This is a genomic window from Streptomyces vilmorinianum (assembly GCF_005517195.1).
GTDB classification, from domain to species: domain Bacteria; phylum Actinomycetota; class Actinomycetes; order Streptomycetales; family Streptomycetaceae; genus Streptomyces; species Streptomyces vilmorinianum.
In genome coordinates, this window is record NZ_CP040244.1 from 5,351,128 (window position 1) to 5,373,542 (window position 22,415).

Here is a 22,415-nt window from a genome sequence, read left to right on the forward strand (position 1 = left end):
GTGGCAGGGGTGGGGGCGGCGGCAGTGGGGTCAGCTCGCTTCTTCGTACTCGAAGAGCGCGTCGGGGGCCTGTTCGGCGATGACCAGGGTCGGGGCGCCGCCGACCATGGAGGCGCCCGAGAGGCGCTCGACGGCGATGACCTCGAAGGAGTCGGGGGCTTCGTCCACCGCGCCGCGCAGGGTGAGGTGGTTGCCGAGGATCTGGCTGCGGATCCAGCCGCAGGTGTACTGGTCGGCCGGGACGTCGTGGTGCAGTCGTACGGTCAGGCAGAGCTGCTCTTCGGCCGTGCCCTGGTTGACCAGCATCGCCTGGGCCTCGGCGACCTCCGCCTCCGCGCAGGCCAGCGCGACGAGTTCCTCGGCGGCGAACGTACGGCTGCGGAAGGTCAGGGCCGCGCCCGACTGGCCGCGCAGGCGCACGGTCGGCTCCGGGCGTCCGCAGGTGCACTCGACGAGTTCGCCGAGGCCGCCCGTCTGGAAGCGCAGGAGCGGGAACGTCGACTCGGTGTGCGTGTTCGTGACGATCAGCCGCTCGTCCTCGATCTCGACGTACTGGTGCGGCAGCACATGGAAGGTGTCCGCCGGGCAGTCGGGGGTGTTGTGGCCGATGGGGCCGGAGGCCGGGGAGCAGTAGAGGGCCCAGATCTTCGCCTTGGGCAGGTGGAGACCGACGAGTTCGGCCGTGCCGGTGACGTCGCCGCTGCTGCTGAGCAGGATCTTGCGCAGCCAGGGCAGTAAACGCCCGGACGCGACGGCCATGCGGACGACCCGCGCGATGACGGCCGAGGGAGCCGCGAGGGCGGTGACGCCGCGGTTCTCCAGGAAGTCGAGCCACTGGCCCAGTTCGTCGTCGTTCAGGTGGCCGATGGGCACCGTGGTGGCCCCGCACAGGGCGGCGTAGACGTTGAAGAAGTGGAAGGCGGACTGCAGCCGGCCGGCGGGGAAGAGGTTGGCCACGACGTCGCCGCTGTCGAGAGGCTTCCAGCGGGCGAGCAGCTGTGGCGCGAACATGTCGTCGGGGAGCATGCTCAGTTCGGGGTGCGTGAGGGTTCCGCCGCCGGCGGAGAGGATCGCGCCCTGGCGGTGCTTCGGGTTCTCCAGGAGCTGGCGGACGGTCTCGTGGTACTCCTCCTGCGTGAGGACGGGCACCTCGGACAGGTCCACGGGCCTCGAAAGGCCGAGAAGCTGGGCGTACTTGCCGCGCAACGAGGGAGTGGTCGCCGCTGTGTGCAGCATGTCCTCGAGCTCGCGTGGGGACGGACGTCTACCGATCGAGGGGGATGACCCCACGGCCTTCGGCATAGTGGCGGACCTCTCGATATGAACCAAGTGGATGTGACGGAGGCCACTTCGAGCTGTCGATTCCCTTGCCCGCAAGCCCCCCCGGGCACGACCTCATTCAAATCGTTCACAAGCTCGCTTGTCAACGAGAAACAGCCACACCCGGATTCAGGTTTCATACGACTCGGCGGCCATTGTTTCGTATGCATGACCAGGAGCGCACCAGTCGGCATCGACACCCCGGCGGGCGAAACGGAAAGTTCAATTCCGAACGCTCGCCCCGCCCTGCGCACGGAACGACAAAAACCACCTCCCCAATGCCGTACGCGACGAATACCCCCCACCCCCATCATGGGCCTAGTATAAGACATCGTACCTACGTAAGAGTTCGAACACTTGAAGGAGGCGGGATGCGCACACGCATGCTCGGCGGCGGACTCGAGGTGTCCGCGGTCGGTCTGGGCTGCATGGGGATGTCCCATGTGTACGGTGCGGCGGACGAGGACGCCTCGATCGCGACCATCCACCGCGCCCTGGACATCGGCACGACCTTCCTGGACACGGCCGACGTCTACGGGCAGGGGCACAACGAGGAACTGGTGGGGCGGGCGCTCGCCGGCCGGAGGGACGAGGCCGTCCTGGCCACGAAGTTCGGGTTCGCGACCGGCGGTCACGGAACCCCGGGCACCATCGACGGGCGGCCCGAGTACGTCGCCCGGGCGTGCGAGGCCTCGCTGCGGCGGCTGAACACGGACCGCATCGACCTCTACTACCTGCACCGCCGCGACCGTGACGTGCCGGTCGAGGAGACCGTGGGCGCCATGGCCGAACTCGTCCGGGCCGGCAAGGTCCGCCACATCGGTCTTTCGGAGGTGAGCGCGGAGACGCTGCGCCGCGCCCACGCCGTCCACCCGGTCACCGCCCTGCAGAGCGAGTGGTCGCTGTGGGAGCGGGGCATCGAGCACGAGGTCCTGCCGGTGGCGCGGGAGCTCGGCATCGGTCTCGTGCCCTGGTCACCGGCCGGGCGGGGGTTCCTGTCCGGGGCGATCACCTCGCTCGAGAACCTCCCGGCGGACGACTACCGCCACAACGACCCGCGCTACCAGGGCGAGAACCTGGCGAAGAACCTGGAGCTGGTGCGGCGGCTCGAGACGATCGCGTCGCGACGGGGATGCACCCCCGTGCAGCTCGCCCTCGCCTGGCTCCTGCACCAGGGCGACGACGTCGTCCCGATCCCGGGAACGAAACGCGTCTCCTACCTCGAGGAGAATTCCGCCGCCGCCTCGATTCAGCTCGAAAAAGACGATGTTCACGAACTGTCGGACCTTTTCCGGGACGGCGTGACATCCGGACCGCGGTACGGCGAGGCGGCCCTCCGCCTCTCGAACGGCTGACTCCGGAAATCGGTACGGCATTCCAGGGCGGCCCTTGAAGGGCCGCCCTGGACTTCACTCTTCGAGTTTCCTCGAAGGTCAATTTCACGCCGTACGCCCACGCCGCGATCTGTCGGCATCCCGTCACTCTCGGGAAACATTTCCGGACGGCCGGGCCCTCTCTCGCCGCCCGCGCGGACACGCTCCTGGCACGGCGCGCGCCGGTCGGGGCGCGCCGTGCTCCGCGCACCCCCGGCCACCGGTGCGACCTGCGGGTTCGAGAGGGAGGCGAGAGGCGGGCGGCCCGGCGGCGACGGCGGCCGAGGCGGCCCTCCGATCAGTACGCTGACGTACTTCCCGGTCACAAAGCGTCATACGAGCCGGAGTGAGAGACGTGATTCCGATCAGGCCACAATTGGTCGAGCTCGTATACAGATAAGACACCTGACATTAAGGTATGCCCATGCGGCTCCCCATTGACCAGCGACTCGGCCACCACCTTAAGCGGGTGGAGCAGGAACTCAGCGCCGCCAAGCACAGCTGCTTGCGGCCCTTCAAGCTGAACGTCCCTCAATACAGCGTGCTGCTGACGCTTTCCCAGGAACCCGGCCTCTCCGGGGCCGTCCTGGCGCGCCGGTGCATGGTCACCCCCCAGACGATGTCGTCCGTCCTGGCGACGCTCGAGGGGCGAGGGCTGGTCGAACGCAAGCCGCATCCCGTCCACAGTCACATCCTCGAGGCCCGCCTCACCCGCACCGGGCAGAACCTTCTGACGAAGGCGGACGAGGCCGTGACGGCGGTGGAGCTGCTGCTGACCGAGGAGTTCACCTCCGCCGAGGCCAAGGCGCTGGTCTCCAGCCTGGAGCGGTGTTCCACGGCCCTGGCCGGCGCCGCGGACACCTCGGCCCGCAAGTCCTCTTCCCGCTGAGCACGCCGCGCTCCGGCCCCGGCAGGGGGCCCGAACACCGCCGCACCGGTACGAAAACAGCGAAGACCTTGCCCGGAAGGGCAAGGTCTTCACCTTTTTCGCTCGGACCGGTACCGCGCGCCTGGGCGGGGGATGACTCGGCGCGGAGGTCGGGCCCGACGATGCGGCCCGCCGCAGGAGACGGCGGGCCGCACGTTTCGGATCAGGCGGTGCCGTTGATGTACCGCAGCGCCTGGGCGTGCGTGGCCTTGGCGACCGTCCGGCCGACCTTCTGGCCCTCGAGGTTGTCGAAGGTCCAGTGCACGCCGCCGTAGATCCGCGACATGCCGTCCTCGGCGGCGGCCTCGCTCAGCGTGTTCCACTTGAGCGTCACGTCCGCGGCCGGGGTCTGGCCGGGCTCGAAGGTGGACGTGCCGGCCTTGAAGGTGAACGAGTCACCGAACTTGTCGCTGCCGGTCCACAGCTTCAGCGCCTCCGCGGCGGCCGCGCCCCAGACGGCGTGGCCGGAGACGTACGAGCCGAAGGCCGGGGTGGTGACGTACGGCTTCCAGGCCGAGCCGTCGATCGTCTGGGTGCCCTTGCCGGGGCCGCCGTAGCCCTGCACGGTCTTGCCGGACTGGTCGTACCGGATCATCGTGATCGGCCGGGAGTAGTCGTAGTGGACCTTGGTCTTCCAGGCGACGATGCCGGAGTCACCCATCGCGAGGTTGAGCGCGAAGAACATCTTCACGTCCTCGCTGAGGGTGTTGCCGTCGCGGTGCGAGATGAACTGCGCCCACTGGTTCTGGTGACCGGTGGGGGTCTCGGAGCGCTCCAGCCAGTACTCGGCGATGACCTTCTCACGGTCCGTCAGCTTGGCGTTGACGTCCATCAGGGTCTTGATGTCCGCCTGCGAGGCAGCGCTGCCGTAGACCGGCGGGGCGGGCGGGAGGAAGGAAGCGGGGTCCTTGATCGCGAACGGCGTGATGTCACCCCACTGCGGCGTCGCGAAGGAGGGCGTGACACCGTTGGTGGTGAGCGGAGTCCAGCGGTTCGGGTCCACGATGGTGGACTTGTCGAACGCGTTGAAGTCCTGGGGCGGGTTGACCGCCTGGTAGCCGGTGGTGTCGGCGTAGTTGTTGTCCTGGTTGGAGCCGTCGGCCCGGCGCACCGCGATGACCGCGTCACAGGCGGTGTGCGCGACGCCCGCCGGCGTCGTGGTGTTCCGCGTGGTGTTGGCCGGGTCGAGGCCCAGCTGCTGCAGTTTGGCGTCGAAATCGGCCTTGAAGTCGGGGAAGAGGTAGACCAGCGCGTCGTAGGCCGCGTAGTTGATGGCGGTCTTGCGGTTGGCCAGGGTGCGCTTGTAGTACGGCTGACGCAGGTCGTCGCCCAGCTGGGTACCCACCGCCTTGTAGTCGTAGGCGGCCCAGGCGTCGTATATGCAGGAGTGGACCGTGGCGTAGACGCGGCTTCCGAGCGGCGGTCGCTTCAGCCCGTTGGTCTTCGCGGCCGTCTTCACGGAGGCGTCGTAGGCCATCTTGTTCCACTGGATGACGAGGTTGTCGCCACCCTGCGCCGCCTCGGAGGCCTCGGTCGCCGGCGCGCCGGCGTCCGTCGCCGTGGGCTGCGCGGAGGCGGGGCTCACAGTGAGAGCCACCGTGCCGATCAGCGCGGCCGCGACGGCGGTGGAGATGCCGGCGCCCCGTCCGCGGCGCATCGACTTCATGGCAGGACTCATGATGTCTCCCAGGAGGAATTCGCGACGACTGGCCGCGCCCGGAGGCTTCGGCGACTGGTCGCTGACGTGTTCGGTACGAGCAACATAGGCGGGCCGGGCCGGAGCCGTCGTTCACTCTCCGTCACCAATTCCCCCTGAAATCCCGGCACTTGGGACGGTCCGCAGCCAGGTTCCCGGCATGTATATGCGCTCATGAGGCGCCTTGTCCCGTTATCTTCACCAAACAATCAAGCATCTGATGGGTATACGAATCACGATGTCCGGTCGGGACAAGCCGTCGGGAACGGCTTGGTCTTTGTCACATCGCCCCGCGGGCGACCGGAGCACGGACATGCGGAAGGGGCGGCACCCTCCGGTGCCGCCCCTTCTCGTACCGCCCCTTCTCCCGCCCCCGCGTCCTGCCCCCTACGCGTCCGCCGCCGCGACGACGGCGTGGGCGATCGAGCACAAGGTGACGTGCCGGTGCCAGCCGCCGTAGCACCGCCCCTCGAAGTCCCGGAGGCCGACGCGACCGCCGATCGCCGTCGCGTCCGTCTCCACGCGCCGTACGAGACGTCCCAGGCGCAGCAGGTCGGCCGCCGACGCGGCGAACAGGTTCGAGAGCCACAGCTCGTCCGCCCCCGCCCCCGCCCCCACTGCCCCCGCCGCCGTCCCGTTCCAGGCGGCGACGAGGGCGAGCGGGGTGGGCGCGGCGCGACGGCCGGGGGCGGCGAGGACGACGGGGACGCGGGTCGCCAGCGGCACCCGCGCGGCGCCCCACCCCTCCGGGTCCATCCAGCGCACGGGCAGCGCCCCGGGGCGGGCCCGCTCGGCGACGCTCGCGGCATCCGCTCCCCCGCCCTCGCCGCCGGAGCACGGGGCGAGAGGGGCCGTCGGTCCGACGCGCATGACGAACGGGATGCCGGCCCGCCGCAGGGCGTCCACGAGGGAGACGAGATCCTCGGCCTGGCGGCCGTCCAGGACGACGGGTCTGCGCCGCACCGGCCAGTCCCCCGCCATCTCGCCGACGACGTCGAGGAGGGCCCGGTCCGCGTCGAGAGCGGACACGTCCTCGGGGATCTCGGCCCGCCGGCGGCGCTCGTCGTCCGTCAGCCAGCCCTCGGGCAGCAGCAGATGCCAGTTGACGGGGGCGCTGACGGTCTCGCTGGCGAGCCACACCCCGTACGCCTGCTGGCTGTTGGCGACCCGGCCGAGCGCGGCGACGTACGACTCCTGCACACCGACGCTGTGCCGGCCCCACTTGGGTATGGCGAGCGGATGGACCACCCAGGCCTGGGGCTCGATCGCCTCGTCCACGTACTGCCCCAGGTCCCGGCGCACCCGTGACCAGTCCCACGAGGACTTGCTGATGAAGTGGTGCACACTCTGCTCGGCGGCGCCCCCGCCGGCCGCCGCGGCGATGGCGCGCATGGTCTTGCGCCCCGGGACCCGCAGGAGTCCCTCGACGTACTTCTCCCCCTTCAGGCGCTGGTCGCGGCGCGGCAGCGACGCGAGCATCCTGCGTGAGACCTCGGCGACGGTCTCGTCCCGTACGACCCGGGTCACGGCATCTCTCAAGCGTCTGGCGTGCATCCCGACACTTCCCCCTCACACGGTCCGCCCGACATTCGCGGTCACCGTATATCAAGGGTCAGACACATGTAAGACTTCTTATGATTATCTGCATCACGATGACCTGGGGAACGGCCGAGGGCCCGCGCCCCCGAAGGGGACGCGGGCCCTCGGACCGCTCCGCTCAGCCCTGCGGCTCCGCGTGCACGACGGGGAAGTCGATGTCGAGCTCCGCGACGTGGTTGAAGTAGTTCGTCAGAATGTTGAGCGAGATGGAGACGACGATGTCGACGATCTCCTTGTCGCCGTAGCCGGCGCCCCGCAGAGCCTCCATCTCCTGGTCGGAGACGTGACCGCGGTTGGTCAGCACGGACTTGGTGAAGGCGAGCACCGCCTGGTGGCCGGCGTCCTCCGACTTCGCCTCGCGGGCCGCGGCGATCTCCGCCTCGGGCAGCTTGGCGGCGTTGGCGGCGATGTAGGTGTGGGCCGACAGGCAGTAGTCGCAGCCGTTGTGCTCGGCGGTCGTCAGCGCGATGCGCTCACGGACCGGGGCCGGGATGCCCGCGCCCACGGCGCCCGAGAGAGCCAGGTAGGCCTTCAGCACGGCAGGGGAGTTGGCCAGGGCCTTGGCCAGGTTGGGCACGGCGCCCATCCCCTTCTGCACCGTGTCGAGGGCGTCCTTGAACTCGCCCTGTGCCTCGGACGGCTGGATCATCTGAACCCTGCTCATGGGTGTTTCCCTTTCGGAACTGTGCATCGGATATACGGACTCACCCGCGGTGGCGCCTGCGGCCCGCCGCGAGGAGGTACTGGGGGAAAGGCCCTCAGCCGAGGGACGAGCCGGCCGCGACGGGCCGGGCGGCGGGCTCCGGCTGGGACTCGGGCTCCGGCTGGGACCCGGCTTCCGGCTGGGGCTCGGCGGCGGCCTCCGGCTGCGGCTCGACACCGGTGTCGGCGGGAGCCGGGGCCGGCCCGGGGGCGGGGGCGGGGGCGGCCTGGGCCGTGGCGACGGCGAGGCACGCGGCGATCAGAACGATGTTCTTGAGGATGTACTGGCCGTCCATCGTGGGTACGAACGGAGCGCTGGACCACACCTCGTCGGCCAGGATCACGAGGGTGGAGAACACCCCGAGCATGTGCACGAAGAAGACGGTGAGCGCGAGTCGCAGCAGGATGCCGGTGACCAGGCCGAGGCCGATCGCGACCTCCATGGTGGCCAGGAGCGGACGCGACACCTCGGCCGGGACGGCGCCGAAGGTCATGACGCCCATCGCGCGGATCGCGATGTCCTCGGCCGGGCTCATGGCGGGCGTGAACTTCAGTACGCCGAACCAGAGGAAGAGGATGCCGACGCTGATCCTGAGGACGGCCGAGCTGCGCTTGCGGTAGCCGCCGGCGAACGACGACCAGGCGCCGCGTATCCGGCCGGTGAGTCGGGCGGTTCGTGTCATGGGGATCTGTCCTCCTATTTACCTGTGGGTACGGGGAGGTCGTCCGTGGTGGTGGACTGCTGCGCGGCGCCGGCGTCCTTGGCGGCCCGATGACGGCTGTGGAAGTTGGAGGCGACCAGCGCGCCGATGACCAGGCAGATGCCCGCGATCTCCGGGCCGGTCGGCACATGGCCCAGGAAGGCCTGTACGACGAAGGCGGTGACGGGTACGAGATTGATGAACAGGGCCCCGTTGGCCGGGCCGAGGGTGCGCAGGGCGGTGAACCACCCGAGCATGGCGATGACGCTGGCCGGGATGGCCATGTAGAGGATCTGCCACCAGGAGGCGGTGTAGTCGCTGGCCGCGGCCTGCGGGATCCACCCCATCGCCGAGGAGAAGCCGGTGATCACCACGATGCTGACCGTGCCGAGGAGGCAGGTGATGCTCGTGTAGCGCAGCGGGGACCAGTCGGGGAAGTGGGCCGCGGCGCCCGTGCTGTAGATGACCCAGCCGGCCGCCCCGACCAGGGTCAGGAGTCCGCCGAAGCCGACGCCGCCGGTCACCACGCTGACCGGGTTCCCGTTGCCGAGGACGAGCGCGACGCCGAAGAGCGCGAGCGCGACGAAGGCGAGGGTCGCGGCGTGCGGCCGTTGCCTGCTGCGCGCCCAGACGGCGAGGACGGTGAGCGCGGGCATCGTGGCGATCACGAGGGCCGAACTCTGCGAGGGGATGGTCTGCAGGCCGACGTACACGAAGAGGTTGAAGCCCGCGAAGCCGATGGTGCCCAGCCACCAGAGCCTGAGCAGTCGTCCGTCGAAGCTCAGCGCGCCGAGACCCTCCTTCAGCGCGAGCAGCGCGACGAAGACGAGAGCGGCGACGACGAAGCGGGCGGAGACGAGGTGGAAGGGGTCCAGATGGTCGAACCCCGATTTCGCGACGGCGAACATGCCTCCGCCGGCGACCGCGTTGATGACGCCGCCAGCGACGCCGCCGGCTGTCTTGGACCTGGCCACGTCAATTCCTTCCTGCTGCGAGGGTCAGGGGTCAGGGGGTCGGAGGGGTCAGGGGAGGGTGATGAATTCCTGGAAGCTGGGCTGCCGCAGCTTCAGGTGGGCGTGGATGTCCCCGCCGAGCCCGAACCAGCCGATCGCGCCGCCGTAGTTCTGCTGGTAGCTCATGAAGAGCACGACGATGTTGACGATCCGGTTGGCGCCCGGTGTGCCGGGCGCGGGGAAGGGGTTGGGGAGCACGGCGCGGTAGGTGGCGTTGCCGTCCTCGTCGGTGACGAAGACGTTCGGCACGCCGAGCGGCCCGGGCCGGGTGGGCCCGGCGGGGTCCAGGTCGTGCTCGCGCAGCGACATGATCGTGTAGACGCTGTCGGGGACGAGTCCGGCGAACTCGAAGAAGAAGCGGGCTCCGCGCTCGTCCTCGGTGAGGCTCACCTCCAGCCGGCCCTTCGCCCGCACCCACTGGCCGAGGGTGACCGGCGAGGTGAGCTTGGGCCCGTCCTCCGGCCTGAGATCGGGTACGGGGACCTGGTGGAAGGGGTAGCTGGGCCGCCGCACGCTGTCGGCCTCGGGGCACTGCTCGGGCGCGAAGACCATGGGGTAGTTGGCGCAGGGCAGCGGCAGCGGCAGGGTGTGCAGCACGCGGTTGCGATCGGTCTCGGTCAACTCCGCTGGATCGAGGGGGAGTTCCTTGACAATGGTGTACGGGTGGTTCTCCCCGAACGGCGGCAGGGAGCTGTCCGCCGCGACGACGGCGGCCCCCCACTCCGAGGTGGTGCGCCCGTCGGGGCCGGCTCTGTTGACCCGGCCGATGACGATGAAGTCGCCGTGCTCGTCCATCACCTCGCTCGGCGGGTAGGTCGGCCCCTGGGTGGTGAGGCTGAGCTCGTAGTCGCGGACGTGGCCCATCGGGACCTCACTTCTTGCTGGTCGGTACGGAGTCGGTGCCCGCGGCCGCCCGGTCGGCGTCGCCCTCCTGGGGGCGCCGCGGGCGCGTGGCGTGGAGTGCGAGCAGGATCGCGGCGAGGATCGCCGCGCAGGCCACGGTGATCACCCCGGGCCAGGCGTGGCTCCTCCAGACCGGTCCGAGCGCCATCGTGGAGAGGCTTCCGGAGCACAGGCAGGTGAGCATGTAGCTGGACGAGGCGCTGCCCCGGTTGTGCGCGGGCACGGCCTCCGAGAGCAGGACGAGCACCGCAGGCTGGCAGGAGAACACGCCGAGGAAGACCAGGAGCAGCCCCACCGCGACGAGCGGTGTGCTCGGTGCGACGGCGAGCACGAGGATTCCGGCGAGGGCCGTGGGCAGGGCCGCCAGGACGACGCGCCGGGCGCCGAGCCGCGGGATCATCGCGCCGGACAGCGGGGCGCCGAACAGTGCTCCCAGGCCGATGGCGCTGACCAGTCCGATCGCGGAGGCGCCGAGCCCGAAGGGCGGGTCGGCCAGCCGGAAGGTGAGGAAGGTGACGGCGCCGAGGTAGCCGAAGAACAGCAGGGCGCCGATCCCGAGGAGGCGTACGACGCGCCCTCGGGTGAACATGCGCAGCGCCTGCCGGTAGGCGTCGAGCGCCGAGGTGGTCCGGTCGGCCGTCTCGGTGCGGGGAAGCGCCGCGAGGGCGAGCAGACAGACGGCGTTGAGCAGGGCGAGGAGCAGGACGGCCGAGCGCCAGCCGAGCCAGCCGGCGACGATGCCGGTGGCGGAGCGTCCCACGGTGATCCCCGCGACCGATGCGGCGATCACCACGCCGAAGTACGTGCCGGCCCTGCCGGGCGGGGCGATGCGCGGCATGAGTGCGAGGGTCGCCGCCGGGATGGCGGCGGCCGCCACGCCGGCGGCGGCGAGCTCCGCGATGAACAGGCCGAAGCTCTGTGCGCGGGAGGCCGCCGCCAGCAGGACGACGAGTGCGACCGTGCCCCACGTCGCCAGCGTCTTCGCCTGGAACCGGTCGGACAGGGGGCCGAAGACGAAGAACGAGAGCGAGTACGTCAGGCTCACGTAGAAGAACGCGAGGCGGGCGTCCACCGGGTCGACGCGCAGGGTCTGCGCGATCTCCAGGAAGATCGGCGGCGTCATGTAGACCGTCGCCACGACCAGGCAGGTGGACACGGCCCCGATGACCGGCGCCCGTACCGACGCGGGAGGTGCGGACCGGTTCAGCGCCGGCATGCCTTGTCTCCTTCGGAGTTGTCGGGGGGGTACGGCTCTGGTTCAGGCGTCGACGCGGACGTAGATCTTCGTGTACAGGCCGCGCTCGCCGCCGGTGATGTAGCGGTCGCCGGCCTGGCGGACGATCTCCTGGTAGCGCTCGTCGGTGAACACGGCCGTGTAGGCGGCGGGTTCGACGTTGAAGCCCGAGACGAACATGACGCCCGGCTCCGTGCTCAGGACCGAGTGGTAGGCGAGGAACACCTCGACCTCGTCGGCGCCGCGGACGACCTCGAAGATCGTCTGGTCGCGCCACTCGCGGTACGCCTCGAAGACCGGCGGCTTGACCTCGACGTGCCGCATCTGCAGGTAGGCGGTGTCGGGGACCAGGTCGTCGGTGGACTTCGGCGCCTCGACGAACTCCAGGACCTGGCGGCTGAAGTCGCCGGCGAGCAGCGGGGTCAGCTCCGTCCACAGCGACTGCCACTGGTCCCGCAGGGCGGGGACGGCGTCGAGTCCGTCGACGGGGTGCAGTTCGAGGAGCGAGTTGTCCTCCAGGCCGCGGTAGAGCGAGCGGCCCTCGGCCGGGTGGGCGGCGTTGTGCTTGCGCCATGCCTCGACGGCCGTCTCCACGGAGGTCTCCTCGACGAGGACTTCGGTCACCACAAGCGTGTTGGCGGGCATGGCCTGCTCCTTCGGTTCGACATGGCAGAACTATAAGAGATCTGATGCTTGGCAGAGACCATAGCAACATGAGAGACCTGTCAACAAGCAGGGATCTCCAAATCGAACGACACACGATGGAAACCCAACTCGCCTGGACCATATGACCTTTGACAGATATAAGAGATCTGACCTATACAGGGCTGACGTGCCTCGCTGCCCCAAGGAGCACGCCGCCGGCCCGCACGCCGTCGCAACCCTCATCGAGCGCAGAACTCAACGGGAGTGGCCGTCCATGACGACTGTTTCGATCGACCAGACACGTACCGACAACGCCGTGAGCCAGCAGCCGAAGGAGCTCTCCTTCGAGCGCACCATCGACCGTCAGCTGGTCCACCGCGACAGCCTTGGCGAGGTCTTCGTCACCGACCTCCGGGAGGGCGCGAGCTCCGGCAGCTACCTGGCCGCCGCGCAGCTCCCGCGCTCGCACGCGTACTACGGCGACCACATGCTGCGCCCGCACAGCTACGACCCGATCCTCCTGCTGGAGACGGCCCGTCAGGCGGCGCTCGCCGGCGCCCACGCCTTCTTCGGCGTCCCGCGCAGCCACAAGTTCATCCTGACCCACCTGCGGATCCACCTCGCCCACCCTGAGCTGACCACGGTCGGCGACTCCCCGTTCGCCCTGCACATGGACATCCGGACGGGCAACATCAAGCTCCGTGAGGGCCGCACGGTCGGCCTCGACTACGAGGTCCGGATGTCCGTGGCCGGCGTGATGATCGGTCAGGCCTCCGTCGGCCTGCGCTTCAAGAGCCCCGAGAGCTACACCCGGCTGCGTACCAGCAACCGGAACGGCCGCTCCCTGCCCTCCTCGGCCTCCCCCATCGGCCAGGTCACCGGAACGCTCGTCGACCCGGCGCTCGTCGGCCGCACCTCCCCGGAGAACGTCGTGCTGCTCGACGCCGACAGCTCCGAGGCCATGGCCACGGCCGCCCTGCACGTCCCCGGCGGCCACCCCAGCATGTTCGACCACCCGCAGGACCACATCCCCGGCATGGTCCTGGCCGAGGCCGCCCGCCAGCTGGCGCTCTTCACCGCGCTCGACATGTGCGGCATATCGGCGGCGCGGACCCTGCTCACCGACCTCAGCGTCGTCTTCACCAAGTTCGGCGAGCTGGACGAGAAGACGACGCTGAGCGCCTTCGTCGAGAGCCGGCGGGGCGAGGACCCCGAGGTCTACTACACGCAGGGCGGCGCGCTGCAGGCGGACGCCCTGACCTCGCGCGAACTCGCCGAGCAGATCGTCGTCAACCTCACGGCGCTGCAGGGCGGCGAGCCGATCAGCAAGTTCAGCCTCTCCCTCGGCCGGCTCCAGGGCCGCTGAGCACCTCCGGGCCCGGTCGCCCCGACCCCGGCCCGACCCCGAGCACGGCCTGAATCCGACAGGAGAGAGAGCCCCCCATGACGCAGCGCACCGCCGCCTTCTTCGACGTGGACGAGACCCTCATCAGGGTCAAGAGCATGTTCCGGTTCCTGGAGTTCTATCTGAAGCTGCGGGGCGAGCCCGACAGCACGTACGCGCGACTGCACGGCGAACTCCGGTCCGCCGCCGCGCTCGGCATACCGCGCGCGTCGATCAACCGCGCCTACTACCGCTTCTACGAGGGCGAGGAGGTCCGGCACGTCAGGGCGGCGGGGCGCGGGTGGTTCGAGCGCGAACTCGAGGACGGCCTCTTCCACCCCGACGTGGTGGCCGAACTGCACCGCCACAAGGAGGCGGGCGACCTCACCCTGCTCGTCTCGGGCTCCTTCTTCGCCTGTCTCGACCCCGTCCGCGACTGGCTGGGCGCCGACCGCGCCTTCGGCACCCGTCCGCTGATCCGCCGGGGGCAGTTCACGGGCGACGTCCTCACGCCCATGATCGGGGCGGCCAAGGGGCGTGTCGTCCAGGCCTCGGGTGCCCTCGCGGGCATCGACCTGGCGGCGTCCTCGGCGTACGGCGACCACGTCAGCGATCTGGAGATGCTGCGCGCCGTCGGCCACCCGGTCGCCGTCGGCGAGGACTCGGTCCTGGTCGACCACGCCGCCCGCCACGGCTGGCGCCGTCTCGCGCTCGTCGGCGTCCAGTAAGTCCGTCACCGCTGCCGCCCGCCCCTCGGGCGGGCGGCACGTATCGAGGAGTAATCGTGAGCCCCATCGGCATCGTCAGCACCGGCTCCTACGTACCGACCACCGTGGTCACCAACGAGGAGCTCGCCGGTGACGCCGGCGTCACCGCTGACTGGATCATCCGCAAGACCGGCATACACGAGCGCCGCAGAGCGGCCGACCACGAGGCGACGTCCGACCTCGCGGCGCACGCGGCGCGCGGCGCCCTCGCGCAGGCGGGCCTGCGGCCCGAGGACCTCTCGTACATCGTGCTCGCCACCTCCACCCCGGACCATCCGCAGCCGGCCACCGCCAGCATCGTCCAGAACCTGATCGGCGCGACGAACGCCGCGGCCTTCGACGTGAACGCGGTCTGCAGCGGCTTCGTCTACGCCCTCACCGTCGCGGAGCGCCTCCTCGCCGGACAGCCCGGGAACCGCTACGGCCTGGTCGTCGGCGTGGACATCTACTCCCGGATCCTCGACTACTCCGACCGCAAGACGTGCATCCTCTTCGGCGACGGAGCCGGAGCGGTCGTGCTCGGCCCCGCGGAGGAGGGGAAGGGCGTGCTGGAGACGGGTCTGATCACCCGGGGCGACCAGCACCGCCTGATCAGCGTTCCCGCCGGGGGCAGCCGCATCCCGCCGTCCGCCGAGAGCGTCCGGGCGGGGCAGCACTACTTCCGCATGGACGGGCGCGGGGTCCGCGGATTCGTCCACGAGAACCTGCCGGCCGCGCTGCACCAGCTCCTCGACACGGCCGGGGTCCCCGCCGACGAGGTCCAGCACTTCATCCCCCACCAGGCCAACGGCGTCATGCTGAGCGAGGTCTGGCCCGAGCTCGGGCTCGACAACGCGGCGCTGCACCTCGCGCTCAAGCGGTACGGGAACACCGGATCCGGATCGGTCCCGATCACGCTCGACCTGGTCCACCGTCAGGGACTGCTCGCGGAGAACGACGTCGTGCTCCTGACCGGGTTCGGCGGCGGCATGAACGTGGGCTCGGCCCTGCTGCGCTGGGGAGCGACGCCGTACGCGCGGCCGGCCCGGACCGCACTGCCGCTCGCCGGCTGACCCGACCCACGCCAGACGGAGGAGGAACAGTGGAAGACGACACCCATCCGGCCTTCGCGCCCGAGCCCGTCGCGGCCTGGGCCGTACGCGCGGGCGAGAGCGCCTTCGCCTCGGTCGCCCGGGCCGCGCTGCTGCGGGACCACGCGCGCTGGGGCATCCAGCTGCCCCAGGACGACATGCAGGGGTCACCCGACCCCGCGGCGTGACCGCCAGGGCGAACGGCTGTGCCCCGGAGCGCGCTCGGCGCTCCGGGGCACAGGTGGCTTCCGCCGCTGGTCAGCGGCGGTTCAGCGCCTGCTCAGCGGCGCTCGACCGTGAAGGAGCACCAGGCGGTCCACTGGGAGACCGTGCCGCCGTCCTTCACCCGCGTGCGCCAGCGGTAGGCGCCGTCGCCCAGGGTGCCCTCGGGCAGCTGGAAGGCTGCGTCGTGGCTGGTGTCGCTGGTGAGCTGCTTGTGCACGACCTGCTCGCCCGCGGCCGTGTCGACCTCGAACACCACCTTGCGGCGCGGGCCGGGCTGGGCAGGCTCCACGGTCCCGGGCGGGGCGACCGATTCCAGCGTGGCGGCCAGCGTCGGGGAGCCACTGGTGACGACGGGGTCACCCGAGGCCGCCCCGCACCTCTGGAAGCCCGCGTACGCGCTGTCGGAGATGCGCGGTGCCTCGGGCGTCGGCAGGAGCAGGTCGTCCGGTCCGCCGTCGGCGGCCGCCTCCGCGGCCGTTTCCTGGGAGGCGACGGCGATGGCCAGCGGGGTCGTGACAGCGCCGATCGCGCAGGCCGCGACGAGGGCGATCGCCGCGCGCCCCGTACCCTTTCGAGACGTCTTCCGCACACGCATGACTGTGTCTCTTCTCCTCATCGGCCGCCTACTTCACAGAGAGCGTGTGGTCGGGTTCGGGGGCGTTGACCTGCGTGCACTGGTACGCGTTCCAGCGGTGCTCCGCGACCAGCCGCTTGCCGACCTCCTGGCAGCCGGCGAGGTTGTGCAGGACCTCGTACGTCGTCCAGGTGGCGGCCGTGTTCGGCCCCAGCCGGTTCGCCGAGACGTGGGCGGCGGCGTTGGTGCCGGCGCTCACACCGTCGGTGCCGTCGAACCGGTAGTGCACGCCGAGCCAGACCCGTCCGACGGCGTTCTCGTTCGCCGCGGCCGAGATCGTGGAGAAACTCCGGGTGACGCCGAGGGCGTTGGGGTCCTCCGTGGTCGCCGTCCAGCTGATCTGGTCGGTGCCGAACCAGTCCTGCGTGGCCTTGGCCCAGGCGCCCGCGAAGGTCGCGTGGCCCGAGACGTACGCCGGGAACGCGGGGCTGAAGTGCGCGCCGTTGCGGTCCTGGGAGAGCGGCTGCCAGTTGCCGTCGGCGGTGGTGTTCGCGTTGCCGTCGCCGTCGAGGCGGATGGCGCTCTCCGGCCGCCACAGGTCGACGGCGGTCTGGTACTTCATGTCCCAGGCGACGATGGCCGCGTCCGCCATGGCGAAGGCGGTCAGCGCGAACAGCTTGGCGTTGCCGGCCACGGTGATGCCGTGCTGGCGCGACAGGATCTGCGTGTGGTCGAAGAGCTGGCCCGGCGGCTTGTAGGTGCCGTCGAGGTCGTTGGCCCAGAACAGGGCCGCCTTCGTCTGGTCGGCGGTCCGTGTGGTGGACTCCGCCCTGCCCAGGCTCTTCACCTCGTTGACCTGGTCGGCGTAGGTCTGGCTCGGCAGCAGCGTGCTCATCTGCGTGTGCCCGGCGGGGCCGGACGTGCGGAACTGCGTGCTGGACGCCATGCCGAACGGCTTGACGGTGCCCCACTGCGGGGTGGCTCCGTCGCCCGTGCCCGTCGGACGCCAGTAGCCCGGCTGGGTACTGCCGGTGTACGGCGCGATGGGCGCCGAGCCGTCGTTCTGCCGGGCGGCGATCATCGCGACGGCGGCCTTCTGCCCGATCTCCGTGCCCGCCGCGCGCTGCCCGGCGGTGACCGCGGCGGGGATCGTGGCGCGGGCGTCGGCGATCTCGGCGTCGAAGTCGTGGTCCGGGAAGACGGAGCGCAGGACGTCGAAGGCGGCGTGGTCGATCGCGCTGTTCACGTCCGGCAGGGCGCCGTTGGTGGCGGTGGCCTTCACCAGGTAGGCGTCACCGAGGCACTTGGCGGGCCCCTCCGCGCAGCGCGCCGAGTTGGCGGCGTCGTAGATGGCGCCGTGCATCATCGCCCCGGCGCGGGCGAGCGGGCCGGGGGCTCCGCCGACCTGCCGGAAGGTCTCCTGCAGGACGTCGTTCCAGTAGACGACGTGGTCCTTCACCGGGTCGGCCGGGGTCTCGTACGTGACGAGGATCGACGGCGCCTGCGGTGTGTCGGCGGAGGCGAAGATCTTGAACGCCTTGTAGTCGGCCTCGTCGGTGGCGCGCAGGCCGATCGTGTCGACCGTGCGGTTGGTCTGGGACCACTGCTTCACCAGCGGGGTGATGTTCTCGGAGATCCAGCGGACGCCGCAGTCCGTGTGTCCGTACGTCTGGCTCGACGAGGTCACCTTGGAGCGCCAGGCCGGCTGGCTGCCCCAGGTGGTGGCGGTGGAGGCGGTGCCGGTGTCCCAGATCTCCCAGGGCCGCGCCTCGCAGGAGTCCGACCAGGTGGCGTAGAGGTTGAGTTCGGCGTTGAGGATGTCCTGGCCGGTGACCGAGGAGTGGCGCGGGAAGTTGACGAAGGAGCGCGCCTCGCCCTTCTGCCACTCGCGGCCCACACGCAGGTCGACGCCGCCGGAGAAGTCGGCCGTGTCGCCGTTGCGGACGAAGGTGTCGAAGTTGGTGCCGAAGTAGACGGCGGGGTCGATCGTGACCGGGTACTTCGTGTTCTTGTCCGCGAGGAAGCCCCGGTCGGCGTTGATGGTGAGGTCGAAGCCCCCTGCCCGCTGGGCCACATCGAGGTCCACCCGGGCCTTGTGCGCGCCGGCCGCCCCGTCGGGGCCCGCGGAGGCGTCCCACATGAAGGGGGTCGGGGCGCGCCCGGCCTCCTTGCCGGTGCGGGTGTCGGTGAGGACCAGTGTCTCGTCGGCCTTCTGCTCGGCCTTGAGCCCCTTGGTCCGTACGGGAAGGCTGAAGCTCGCCGCGCGTTCGGCGGCCTGCCGGTCGTCGACCACGAGGTACTGCTCGAAGCCGGTACGGGTGGCCTCGACGACGAGGTCGGTGCCGGGGAGGACGTTCTCGTACGTGGCCTTCGGGCCCCGCAGCGTGGGCTCGGGCAGCGCGCCCTGCCAGCCGAGGGCTATCTCCTGGTCCCCGCTCCCGAGGGTGACGAGGTCGCCGCCGGTGGATCCGGTGCGCCCGGCGAGGCGCAGGCCCCGCGGGTGCGCCTTGGCCCGTACGGAGCCGTCGGCGTCCTTGACGAGGTTGACGTCGACCGCGACCCAGCGGCCGTTCTCGCGGTAGCGCACCGGTCCGGCGAAGGACTCCACGGACATGGTGCCGTCGGGGTTCGCCCACAGGGTGGTGCGCTCGGTGCGGGCGCTGACGACCTCGATCCGCCGGCCCTGTGCCTGGGCGGTGAGCCGGGCGTTCGTCTCGTCGCGCGAGGCGGTGGACGCGGGGGCGGCGGGGGCTGTCCGGGCGGTGACCACCGGTTCCGCGGCGGTCGCGAGAGGGGCCAGGCCTAACGCGGCGCCGGTTTCGGCCAGGAGGATCAGTGCGAGGGGAAGGGCGAGGCCGTGGGCCCCGCCACGCCGGGCCGGTCCGCGGGACCGGCCGGTGGATCTGTGCACGCCGTACTCCTTCTGAGCAAGAGGGAACAGACGCGCGCATGCTTCCAATGATCCACTTGTGATGTCCACGCCGGATCTCGCCGTCGGGGCGTGATCATCGTGACTACGGAACGCGGAACTCCGCTCCGCTCCCCCCTCGTTCAGGCGCGCACGAGTTCCGCGGCGCCGAAGGACACGTTGAAACGGTCGCACCAGATGCTGACGCTCGTGTACGCGGACCAGTCGACGCCCGCGGGCAGCGGGTAGTTCTGGTCGCCCTTGTTCCCCTTGAGCTTGCCGAGGTCGACGTACTTCCCGTCGTCGAAGACGCCCCAGCCGGCCGTGCCCTCCTTGACGGGCGCGTCGCTCAGCCAGACCTTCAGGTCGGGGCCGTTGCTCGTGTCGAGTCCTTCCAGCCGGAGGGTGTGGCTGCCGTCGGCCAGCCGTACGACCTTCACGGAGCCGGTGGTCGCGTGCTCGTGCGTGATGAACCGGCCCTCGGCCAGGGTCTGGGGCCCGGCGGGAGGCGGGGTCGTGGAGGCGGTGGCGCCCGGGGCCGCGTCCGGGGCGGAGGGGGTCGGCGAGCCGGTGCCCGGGGCGGTCGCCGTCGGCAGGGCCTCGTTGACGGTCTCGTCCACGAAGAGCGTCCACGGCTTGAACCAGACGAGTCCGAACGCCACCACGACGGCGGCGACGGCCACCCCGGCCCAGAGCTTCTTTCCTGCGACGCGCCCCACGGCGCACCCCCTTCGGTCGACGTCGGAGTATCTCAGCCATCCAACGCGACGCACCCTGCCGTGGGGAAGTCTTGCCTGGTGACGAAAGTCTTACGTCACCGGGTGGAGGGTCAGCCGACTCAGGAGGTCAGCCGGCTCCGGAGGGTCAGCCGGCTCCGGAGGGTCAGCCGGCTCCGGGGGGTCCCATCCCGCCCTTGAGCCGTTCGATGTCCGAGGGGCGGACCTGGATGGCGACGATGGCGATCACGAACGCCAGAACGGAGAACGCCGCCGCCGTGACGAAGCCGGACGAGACGCCGGCCGTCAGGACCTCGTCGCTCCAGGGCGGTGGCAGCTGGCCGGTCTTGGCGAACTCGGCCTTCTCCAGCGGTCCGGCCTGGGAGAGGAAGGCGGGAACCTGCTTCTCCGCCTCCGTACGGCTCGCCGTGCCGAAGACCGTCACCAGGATCGACAGGCCGAGCGAACCACCCACCTGCTGGGTGGCGTTGAGCAGGCCGGACGCGGCGCCCGCCTCCTGCTGCTCGACGTTGGACAGCGCCATCAGGGTCAGCGAGACGAACATCAGGCCCATGCCGAGGCCGAAGACCAGGATCGGCCCGAGGATGCTGCCCAGATAGGTGGAGTGCACATCGGTCAGGGTCAGCCAGGACAGACCGGCCGCCGCCAGGAGCGAGCCGATCACCATGAAGGGTTTCGGCCCGAACCTGGGCAGCAGCTGGGAGGTGATCCCGGCGCCGACCGCGATGATCGCGCTGACCGGCAGGAAGGCGAGGCCGGTCCGCAACGGGCTGAAGTCCAGGACGTTCTGCACGAACAGGGTCAGGAAGAAGAACATCCCGAAGATCGCCGCGGCGAGGCAGAGCATGATGCCGTACGTGCCCGCACGGTTGCGGTCCGCGAACATGTGCAACGGGGTGATCGGCTGCCGGGAGCGGCGCTCCACCAGGATGAACAGGGTGAGGAGCACGACCGCGGCGCCGAAGGAGGCGAGCGTCCAGGGGTCGCGCCAGCCTTCCTGGGCGGCGCGGATGAACCCGTACACCAGCGCCACCATGCCGAGGGTGGCGGTCAGCGCCCCGGTGAAGTCGAAGTGGCCGGGGTGCCGTGCGGACTCCTTGATGTGGCGGGGGGTGAAGAACGCGATGAGCAGCGCGATGGGCACGTTGACGAAGAAGATCCAGCGCCAGTCGAGCCATTCGACGAGCAGCCCGCCGGCGACCAGTCCGATGGCGCCGCCGCCCGCCGAGACGGCCGCGAAGACACCGAAGGCCCGGTTGCGTTCCGGGCCTTCGTCGAAGTTCGTGGTGATCAGGGAGAGCGAGGTCGGGGAGGCTATCGCTCCGCCGACGCCCTGCAGGGCCCGTGCGGCGAGCAGTTGCCAGTCGGTCTGGGCGACTCCGCAGAGCAGCGAGGCCAGTCCGAAGAGCAGGACGCCGAAGATGAAGACCCGCCGCCGCCCCAGGATGTCACCGGCGCGTCCGCCGAGGAGCAGCAGTCCGCCGAAGGTGAGCGTGTAGGCGTTGACGACCCACGAGAGGCTGGTCGTGGAGAATTCGAGCGAGCGCTGGATGTGCGGCAGCGCGATGTTCACGATCGTGATGTCGAGGACGACCATCAACTGGCACGAGGCGATGACGAACAGGGCGATGCCCTTGCCGTCGCCCCGACGCTTCGGGGCTGCGGTCTGTGCGGGTGTCGTCGGCTTCGGTGTACTCATGGCGCATCGCGCCCTCGCGTGGTGAGGGAGCCGTGGGCCGGTCAGTCCACCTTTCGACACTAAGCCCGGGTCCGGCGGGTGACCAATTGATCAAGCGGTCTTCGCGATGAAGGCCCTGAGCTCGGCCGCGAGCCGTTCGGGCTGGTCCTCACTGATGAGCGTGCGGCTGTCCTCGATCTCGACGAGGTGCCCCTGAGGCAGCAGTTCGGCGAGTCCGCGGCCGTGCTCACGCGGCATCATCAGGTCGTCGACGGCCCAGACGACGAGCGCGGGGCGGTCGAACGTCCGTAGTCCTTCGGCGGCTTGGAGGAGTTCGTCCTTGCGTACGGAGAGGTTGTAGCGGCGGAAGTCGTGGCGGATCGCGGGGTCGGTGCGCAGCGGACGCAGCCAGCCCTCGACGATCTCGTCCGGCACGGGCCGCCGGGTGAGGGCCCCGATGCCGACGGGCAGGCGGCGCAGCGGCTTCAGCCCGAGGATCCTGGCCATGAGCGCGACCCCGCCGGGGATGCGGCAGGCCAGCTCGATCATCTTCCCGGGGGCGCCGGGAGGGTAGTTGTCGAAGGCCTCGCAGGAGATCAGGACGAGCCGGGCGAGTCGTTCGGGGTGGCGGACGGCGACGGTCTGGGCGCGGCCGCAGTCGCTCTCGACGAGGGTGACGCCGGTGAGGTCGAGCCGGTCGAGGAATTCGGCGATCAGCTCGACGACGGTGTCGGGCGAGAGCGGCACGTCCGGCTTCATCGGGGTGCGGTGGGAGCCGTACGGGAGGGTGGGCGTGAGAACCCGGTGGTCGGGGGCGAGCGCGGGGACGATCGCGCGCCAGACGGTGGCGTCGTGGACGAGTCCGTGGAGGAGGACGACCACGGGGCCGTCGCCGCCGGTGTCCTCGTACGTGACGGTTCCCGCGGTCAGTTCGATCTCCGGCACGGCTCCCCCTCGC

Annotated in this window: 20 protein-coding genes; 6 read left to right on the forward strand and 14 right to left on the reverse strand. The window is 70.4% G+C overall.

From position 1 onward, the window contains the following. Positions 1-30: 30 nt before the first annotated feature. Positions 31-1,236, reverse strand: a complete 1,206-nt coding sequence (locus FDM97_RS24900; RefSeq protein ID WP_137992713.1) for a phenylacetate--CoA ligase family protein — start codon at positions 1,234-1,236, stop codon at positions 31-33. Between the two features lie 455 nt (positions 1,237-1,691). Here FDM97_RS24900 and FDM97_RS24905 point away from each other — a divergent pair, with 455 nt between their 5' ends. Both FDM97_RS24905 and FDM97_RS24910 read left to right on the forward strand, forming a co-directional pair. Then, positions 1,692-2,675, forward strand: a complete 984-nt coding sequence (locus FDM97_RS24905) for an aldo/keto reductase (RefSeq protein WP_137992714.1) — start codon at positions 1,692-1,694, stop codon at positions 2,673-2,675. A gap of 442 nt (positions 2,676-3,117) precedes the next feature. Further along, on the forward strand, positions 3,118-3,582 hold the full coding sequence (locus FDM97_RS24910; protein WP_137992715.1) for a MarR family winged helix-turn-helix transcriptional regulator: 465 nt from the start codon (positions 3,118-3,120) through the stop codon (positions 3,580-3,582). Between the two features lie 202 nt (positions 3,583-3,784). Here FDM97_RS24910 and FDM97_RS24915 read toward each other — a convergent pair whose 3' ends face one another. From FDM97_RS24915 to FDM97_RS24950, 8 genes are all read right to left on the reverse strand, one after another. Beyond that, positions 3,785-5,299 (reverse strand): vanadium-dependent haloperoxidase, encoded by a 1,515-nt coding sequence (locus FDM97_RS24915; RefSeq protein ID WP_137992716.1) that lies wholly within the window; start codon positions 5,297-5,299, stop codon positions 3,785-3,787. A 405-nt stretch (positions 5,300-5,704) separates the two neighbouring features. Then, the gene (locus FDM97_RS24920; protein ID WP_254705749.1) at positions 5,705-6,856 is read right to left on the reverse strand and encodes an IS701 family transposase; all 1,152 of its coding nucleotides are present in this window, start codon (positions 6,854-6,856) and stop codon (positions 5,705-5,707) included. A gap of 178 nt (positions 6,857-7,034) precedes the next feature. Next, positions 7,035-7,580 (reverse strand): carboxymuconolactone decarboxylase family protein, encoded by a 546-nt coding sequence (locus tag FDM97_RS24925; protein ID WP_137992718.1) that lies wholly within the window; start codon positions 7,578-7,580, stop codon positions 7,035-7,037. A 94-nt stretch (positions 7,581-7,674) separates the two neighbouring features. Then, positions 7,675-8,301 carry a DoxX family membrane protein gene (locus FDM97_RS24930; RefSeq protein WP_137992719.1) on the reverse strand — a complete coding sequence of 209 codons (627 nt, stop codon included), beginning with the start codon at positions 8,299-8,301 and terminating at the stop codon, positions 7,675-7,677. Between the two features lie 14 nt (positions 8,302-8,315). Then, positions 8,316-9,293, reverse strand: coding sequence for a DMT family transporter (locus tag FDM97_RS24935; protein WP_137992720.1), 978 nt, complete (start codon positions 9,291-9,293; stop codon positions 8,316-8,318). 48 nt (positions 9,294-9,341) lie between these two features. After that, positions 9,342-10,196 (reverse strand): hypothetical protein, encoded by an 855-nt coding sequence (locus tag FDM97_RS24940; protein ID WP_137992721.1) that lies wholly within the window; start codon positions 10,194-10,196, stop codon positions 9,342-9,344. 7 nt (positions 10,197-10,203) lie between these two features. Continuing rightward, positions 10,204-11,451 (reverse strand): MFS transporter, encoded by a 1,248-nt coding sequence (locus tag FDM97_RS24945; RefSeq protein ID WP_137992722.1) that lies wholly within the window; start codon positions 11,449-11,451, stop codon positions 10,204-10,206. Positions 11,452-11,493: 42 nt separating this feature from the next. Next, complete coding sequence (locus FDM97_RS24950; protein ID WP_137992723.1) at positions 11,494-12,114, reverse strand: hypothetical protein; 621 nt, start codon at positions 12,112-12,114, stop codon at positions 11,494-11,496. Positions 12,115-12,388: 274 nt separating this feature from the next. Here FDM97_RS24950 and FDM97_RS24955 point away from each other — a divergent pair, with 274 nt between their 5' ends. The 4 genes from FDM97_RS24955 to FDM97_RS36010 all read left to right on the forward strand — a co-directional run bounded on the left by FDM97_RS24955 (position 12,389) and on the right by FDM97_RS36010 (position 15,523). Beyond that, positions 12,389-13,480, forward strand: a complete 1,092-nt coding sequence (locus FDM97_RS24955; RefSeq protein WP_175439228.1) for a ScbA/BarX family gamma-butyrolactone biosynthesis protein — start codon at positions 12,389-12,391, stop codon at positions 13,478-13,480. Between the two features lie 77 nt (positions 13,481-13,557). Next, complete coding sequence (locus tag FDM97_RS24960) at positions 13,558-14,226, forward strand: HAD family hydrolase (RefSeq protein ID WP_137992725.1); 669 nt, start codon at positions 13,558-13,560, stop codon at positions 14,224-14,226. Between the two features lie 56 nt (positions 14,227-14,282). Beyond that, on the forward strand, positions 14,283-15,317 hold the full coding sequence (locus FDM97_RS24965; protein WP_217510264.1) for a 3-oxoacyl-ACP synthase III family protein: 1,035 nt from the start codon (positions 14,283-14,285) through the stop codon (positions 15,315-15,317). Positions 15,318-15,346: 29 nt separating this feature from the next. Beyond that, positions 15,347-15,523, forward strand: a complete 177-nt coding sequence (locus FDM97_RS36010; protein WP_175439229.1) for a hypothetical protein — start codon at positions 15,347-15,349, stop codon at positions 15,521-15,523. A gap of 92 nt (positions 15,524-15,615) precedes the next feature. Here the strand turns inward: FDM97_RS36010 and FDM97_RS24970 are convergent, their stop codons facing one another. The 5 genes from FDM97_RS24970 to FDM97_RS24990 form a co-directional block, all read right to left on the reverse strand. Continuing rightward, positions 15,616-16,155 (reverse strand): hypothetical protein, encoded by a 540-nt coding sequence (locus FDM97_RS24970; protein WP_137992726.1) that lies wholly within the window; start codon positions 16,153-16,155, stop codon positions 15,616-15,618. A gap of 28 nt (positions 16,156-16,183) precedes the next feature. Next, positions 16,184-19,045, reverse strand: coding sequence for a DNRLRE domain-containing protein (locus tag FDM97_RS24975; RefSeq protein WP_137992727.1), 2,862 nt, complete (start codon positions 19,043-19,045; stop codon positions 16,184-16,186). Positions 19,046-19,185: 140 nt separating this feature from the next. Next, the gene (locus FDM97_RS24980; RefSeq protein WP_137992728.1) at positions 19,186-19,761 is read right to left on the reverse strand and encodes a DM13 domain-containing protein; all 576 of its coding nucleotides are present in this window, start codon (positions 19,759-19,761) and stop codon (positions 19,186-19,188) included. Between the two features lie 163 nt (positions 19,762-19,924). Then, positions 19,925-21,478, reverse strand: coding sequence for an MFS transporter (locus tag FDM97_RS24985; RefSeq protein ID WP_137992729.1), 1,554 nt, complete (start codon positions 21,476-21,478; stop codon positions 19,925-19,927). A gap of 90 nt (positions 21,479-21,568) precedes the next feature. Beyond that, positions 21,569-22,402 (reverse strand): alpha/beta fold hydrolase, encoded by an 834-nt coding sequence (locus tag FDM97_RS24990; protein ID WP_137992730.1) that lies wholly within the window; start codon positions 22,400-22,402, stop codon positions 21,569-21,571. Positions 22,403-22,415 lie beyond the last annotated feature (13 nt).

What these genes read in the sequence shown, in the direction of transcription:
- FDM97_RS24900 (WP_137992713.1), bottom strand. Translation starts at nt 1,236, where the DNA reads ATGCTGCACACAGCGGCGACCACTCCCTCGTTGCGCGGCAAGTACGCC.
- FDM97_RS24905 (WP_137992714.1), top strand. Translation starts at nt 1,692, where the DNA reads ATGCGCACACGCATGCTCGGCGGCGGACTCGAGGTGTCCGCGGTCGGT.
- FDM97_RS24910 (WP_137992715.1), top strand. Translation starts at nt 3,118, where the DNA reads ATGCGGCTCCCCATTGACCAGCGACTCGGCCACCACCTTAAGCGGGTG.
- FDM97_RS24915 (WP_137992716.1), bottom strand. Translation starts at nt 5,299, where the DNA reads ATGAGTCCTGCCATGAAGTCGATGCGCCGCGGACGGGGCGCCGGCATC.
- FDM97_RS24925 (WP_137992718.1), bottom strand. Translation starts at nt 7,580, where the DNA reads ATGAGCAGGGTTCAGATGATCCAGCCGTCCGAGGCACAGGGCGAGTTC.
- FDM97_RS24930 (WP_137992719.1), bottom strand. Translation starts at nt 8,301, where the DNA reads ATGACACGAACCGCCCGACTCACCGGCCGGATACGCGGCGCCTGGTCG.
- FDM97_RS24940 (WP_137992721.1), bottom strand. Translation starts at nt 10,196, where the DNA reads ATGGGCCACGTCCGCGACTACGAGCTCAGCCTCACCACCCAGGGGCCG.
- FDM97_RS24945 (WP_137992722.1), bottom strand. Translation starts at nt 11,451, where the DNA reads ATGCCGGCGCTGAACCGGTCCGCACCTCCCGCGTCGGTACGGGCGCCG.
- FDM97_RS24950 (WP_137992723.1), bottom strand. Translation starts at nt 12,114, where the DNA reads ATGCCCGCCAACACGCTTGTGGTGACCGAAGTCCTCGTCGAGGAGACC.
- FDM97_RS24955 (WP_175439228.1), top strand. Translation starts at nt 12,389, where the DNA reads ATGACGACTGTTTCGATCGACCAGACACGTACCGACAACGCCGTGAGC.
- FDM97_RS24960 (WP_137992725.1), top strand. Translation starts at nt 13,558, where the DNA reads ATGACGCAGCGCACCGCCGCCTTCTTCGACGTGGACGAGACCCTCATC.
- FDM97_RS24970 (WP_137992726.1), bottom strand. Translation starts at nt 16,155, where the DNA reads ATGCGTGTGCGGAAGACGTCTCGAAAGGGTACGGGGCGCGCGGCGATC.
- FDM97_RS24985 (WP_137992729.1), bottom strand. Translation starts at nt 21,478, where the DNA reads ATGAGTACACCGAAGCCGACGACACCCGCACAGACCGCAGCCCCGAAG.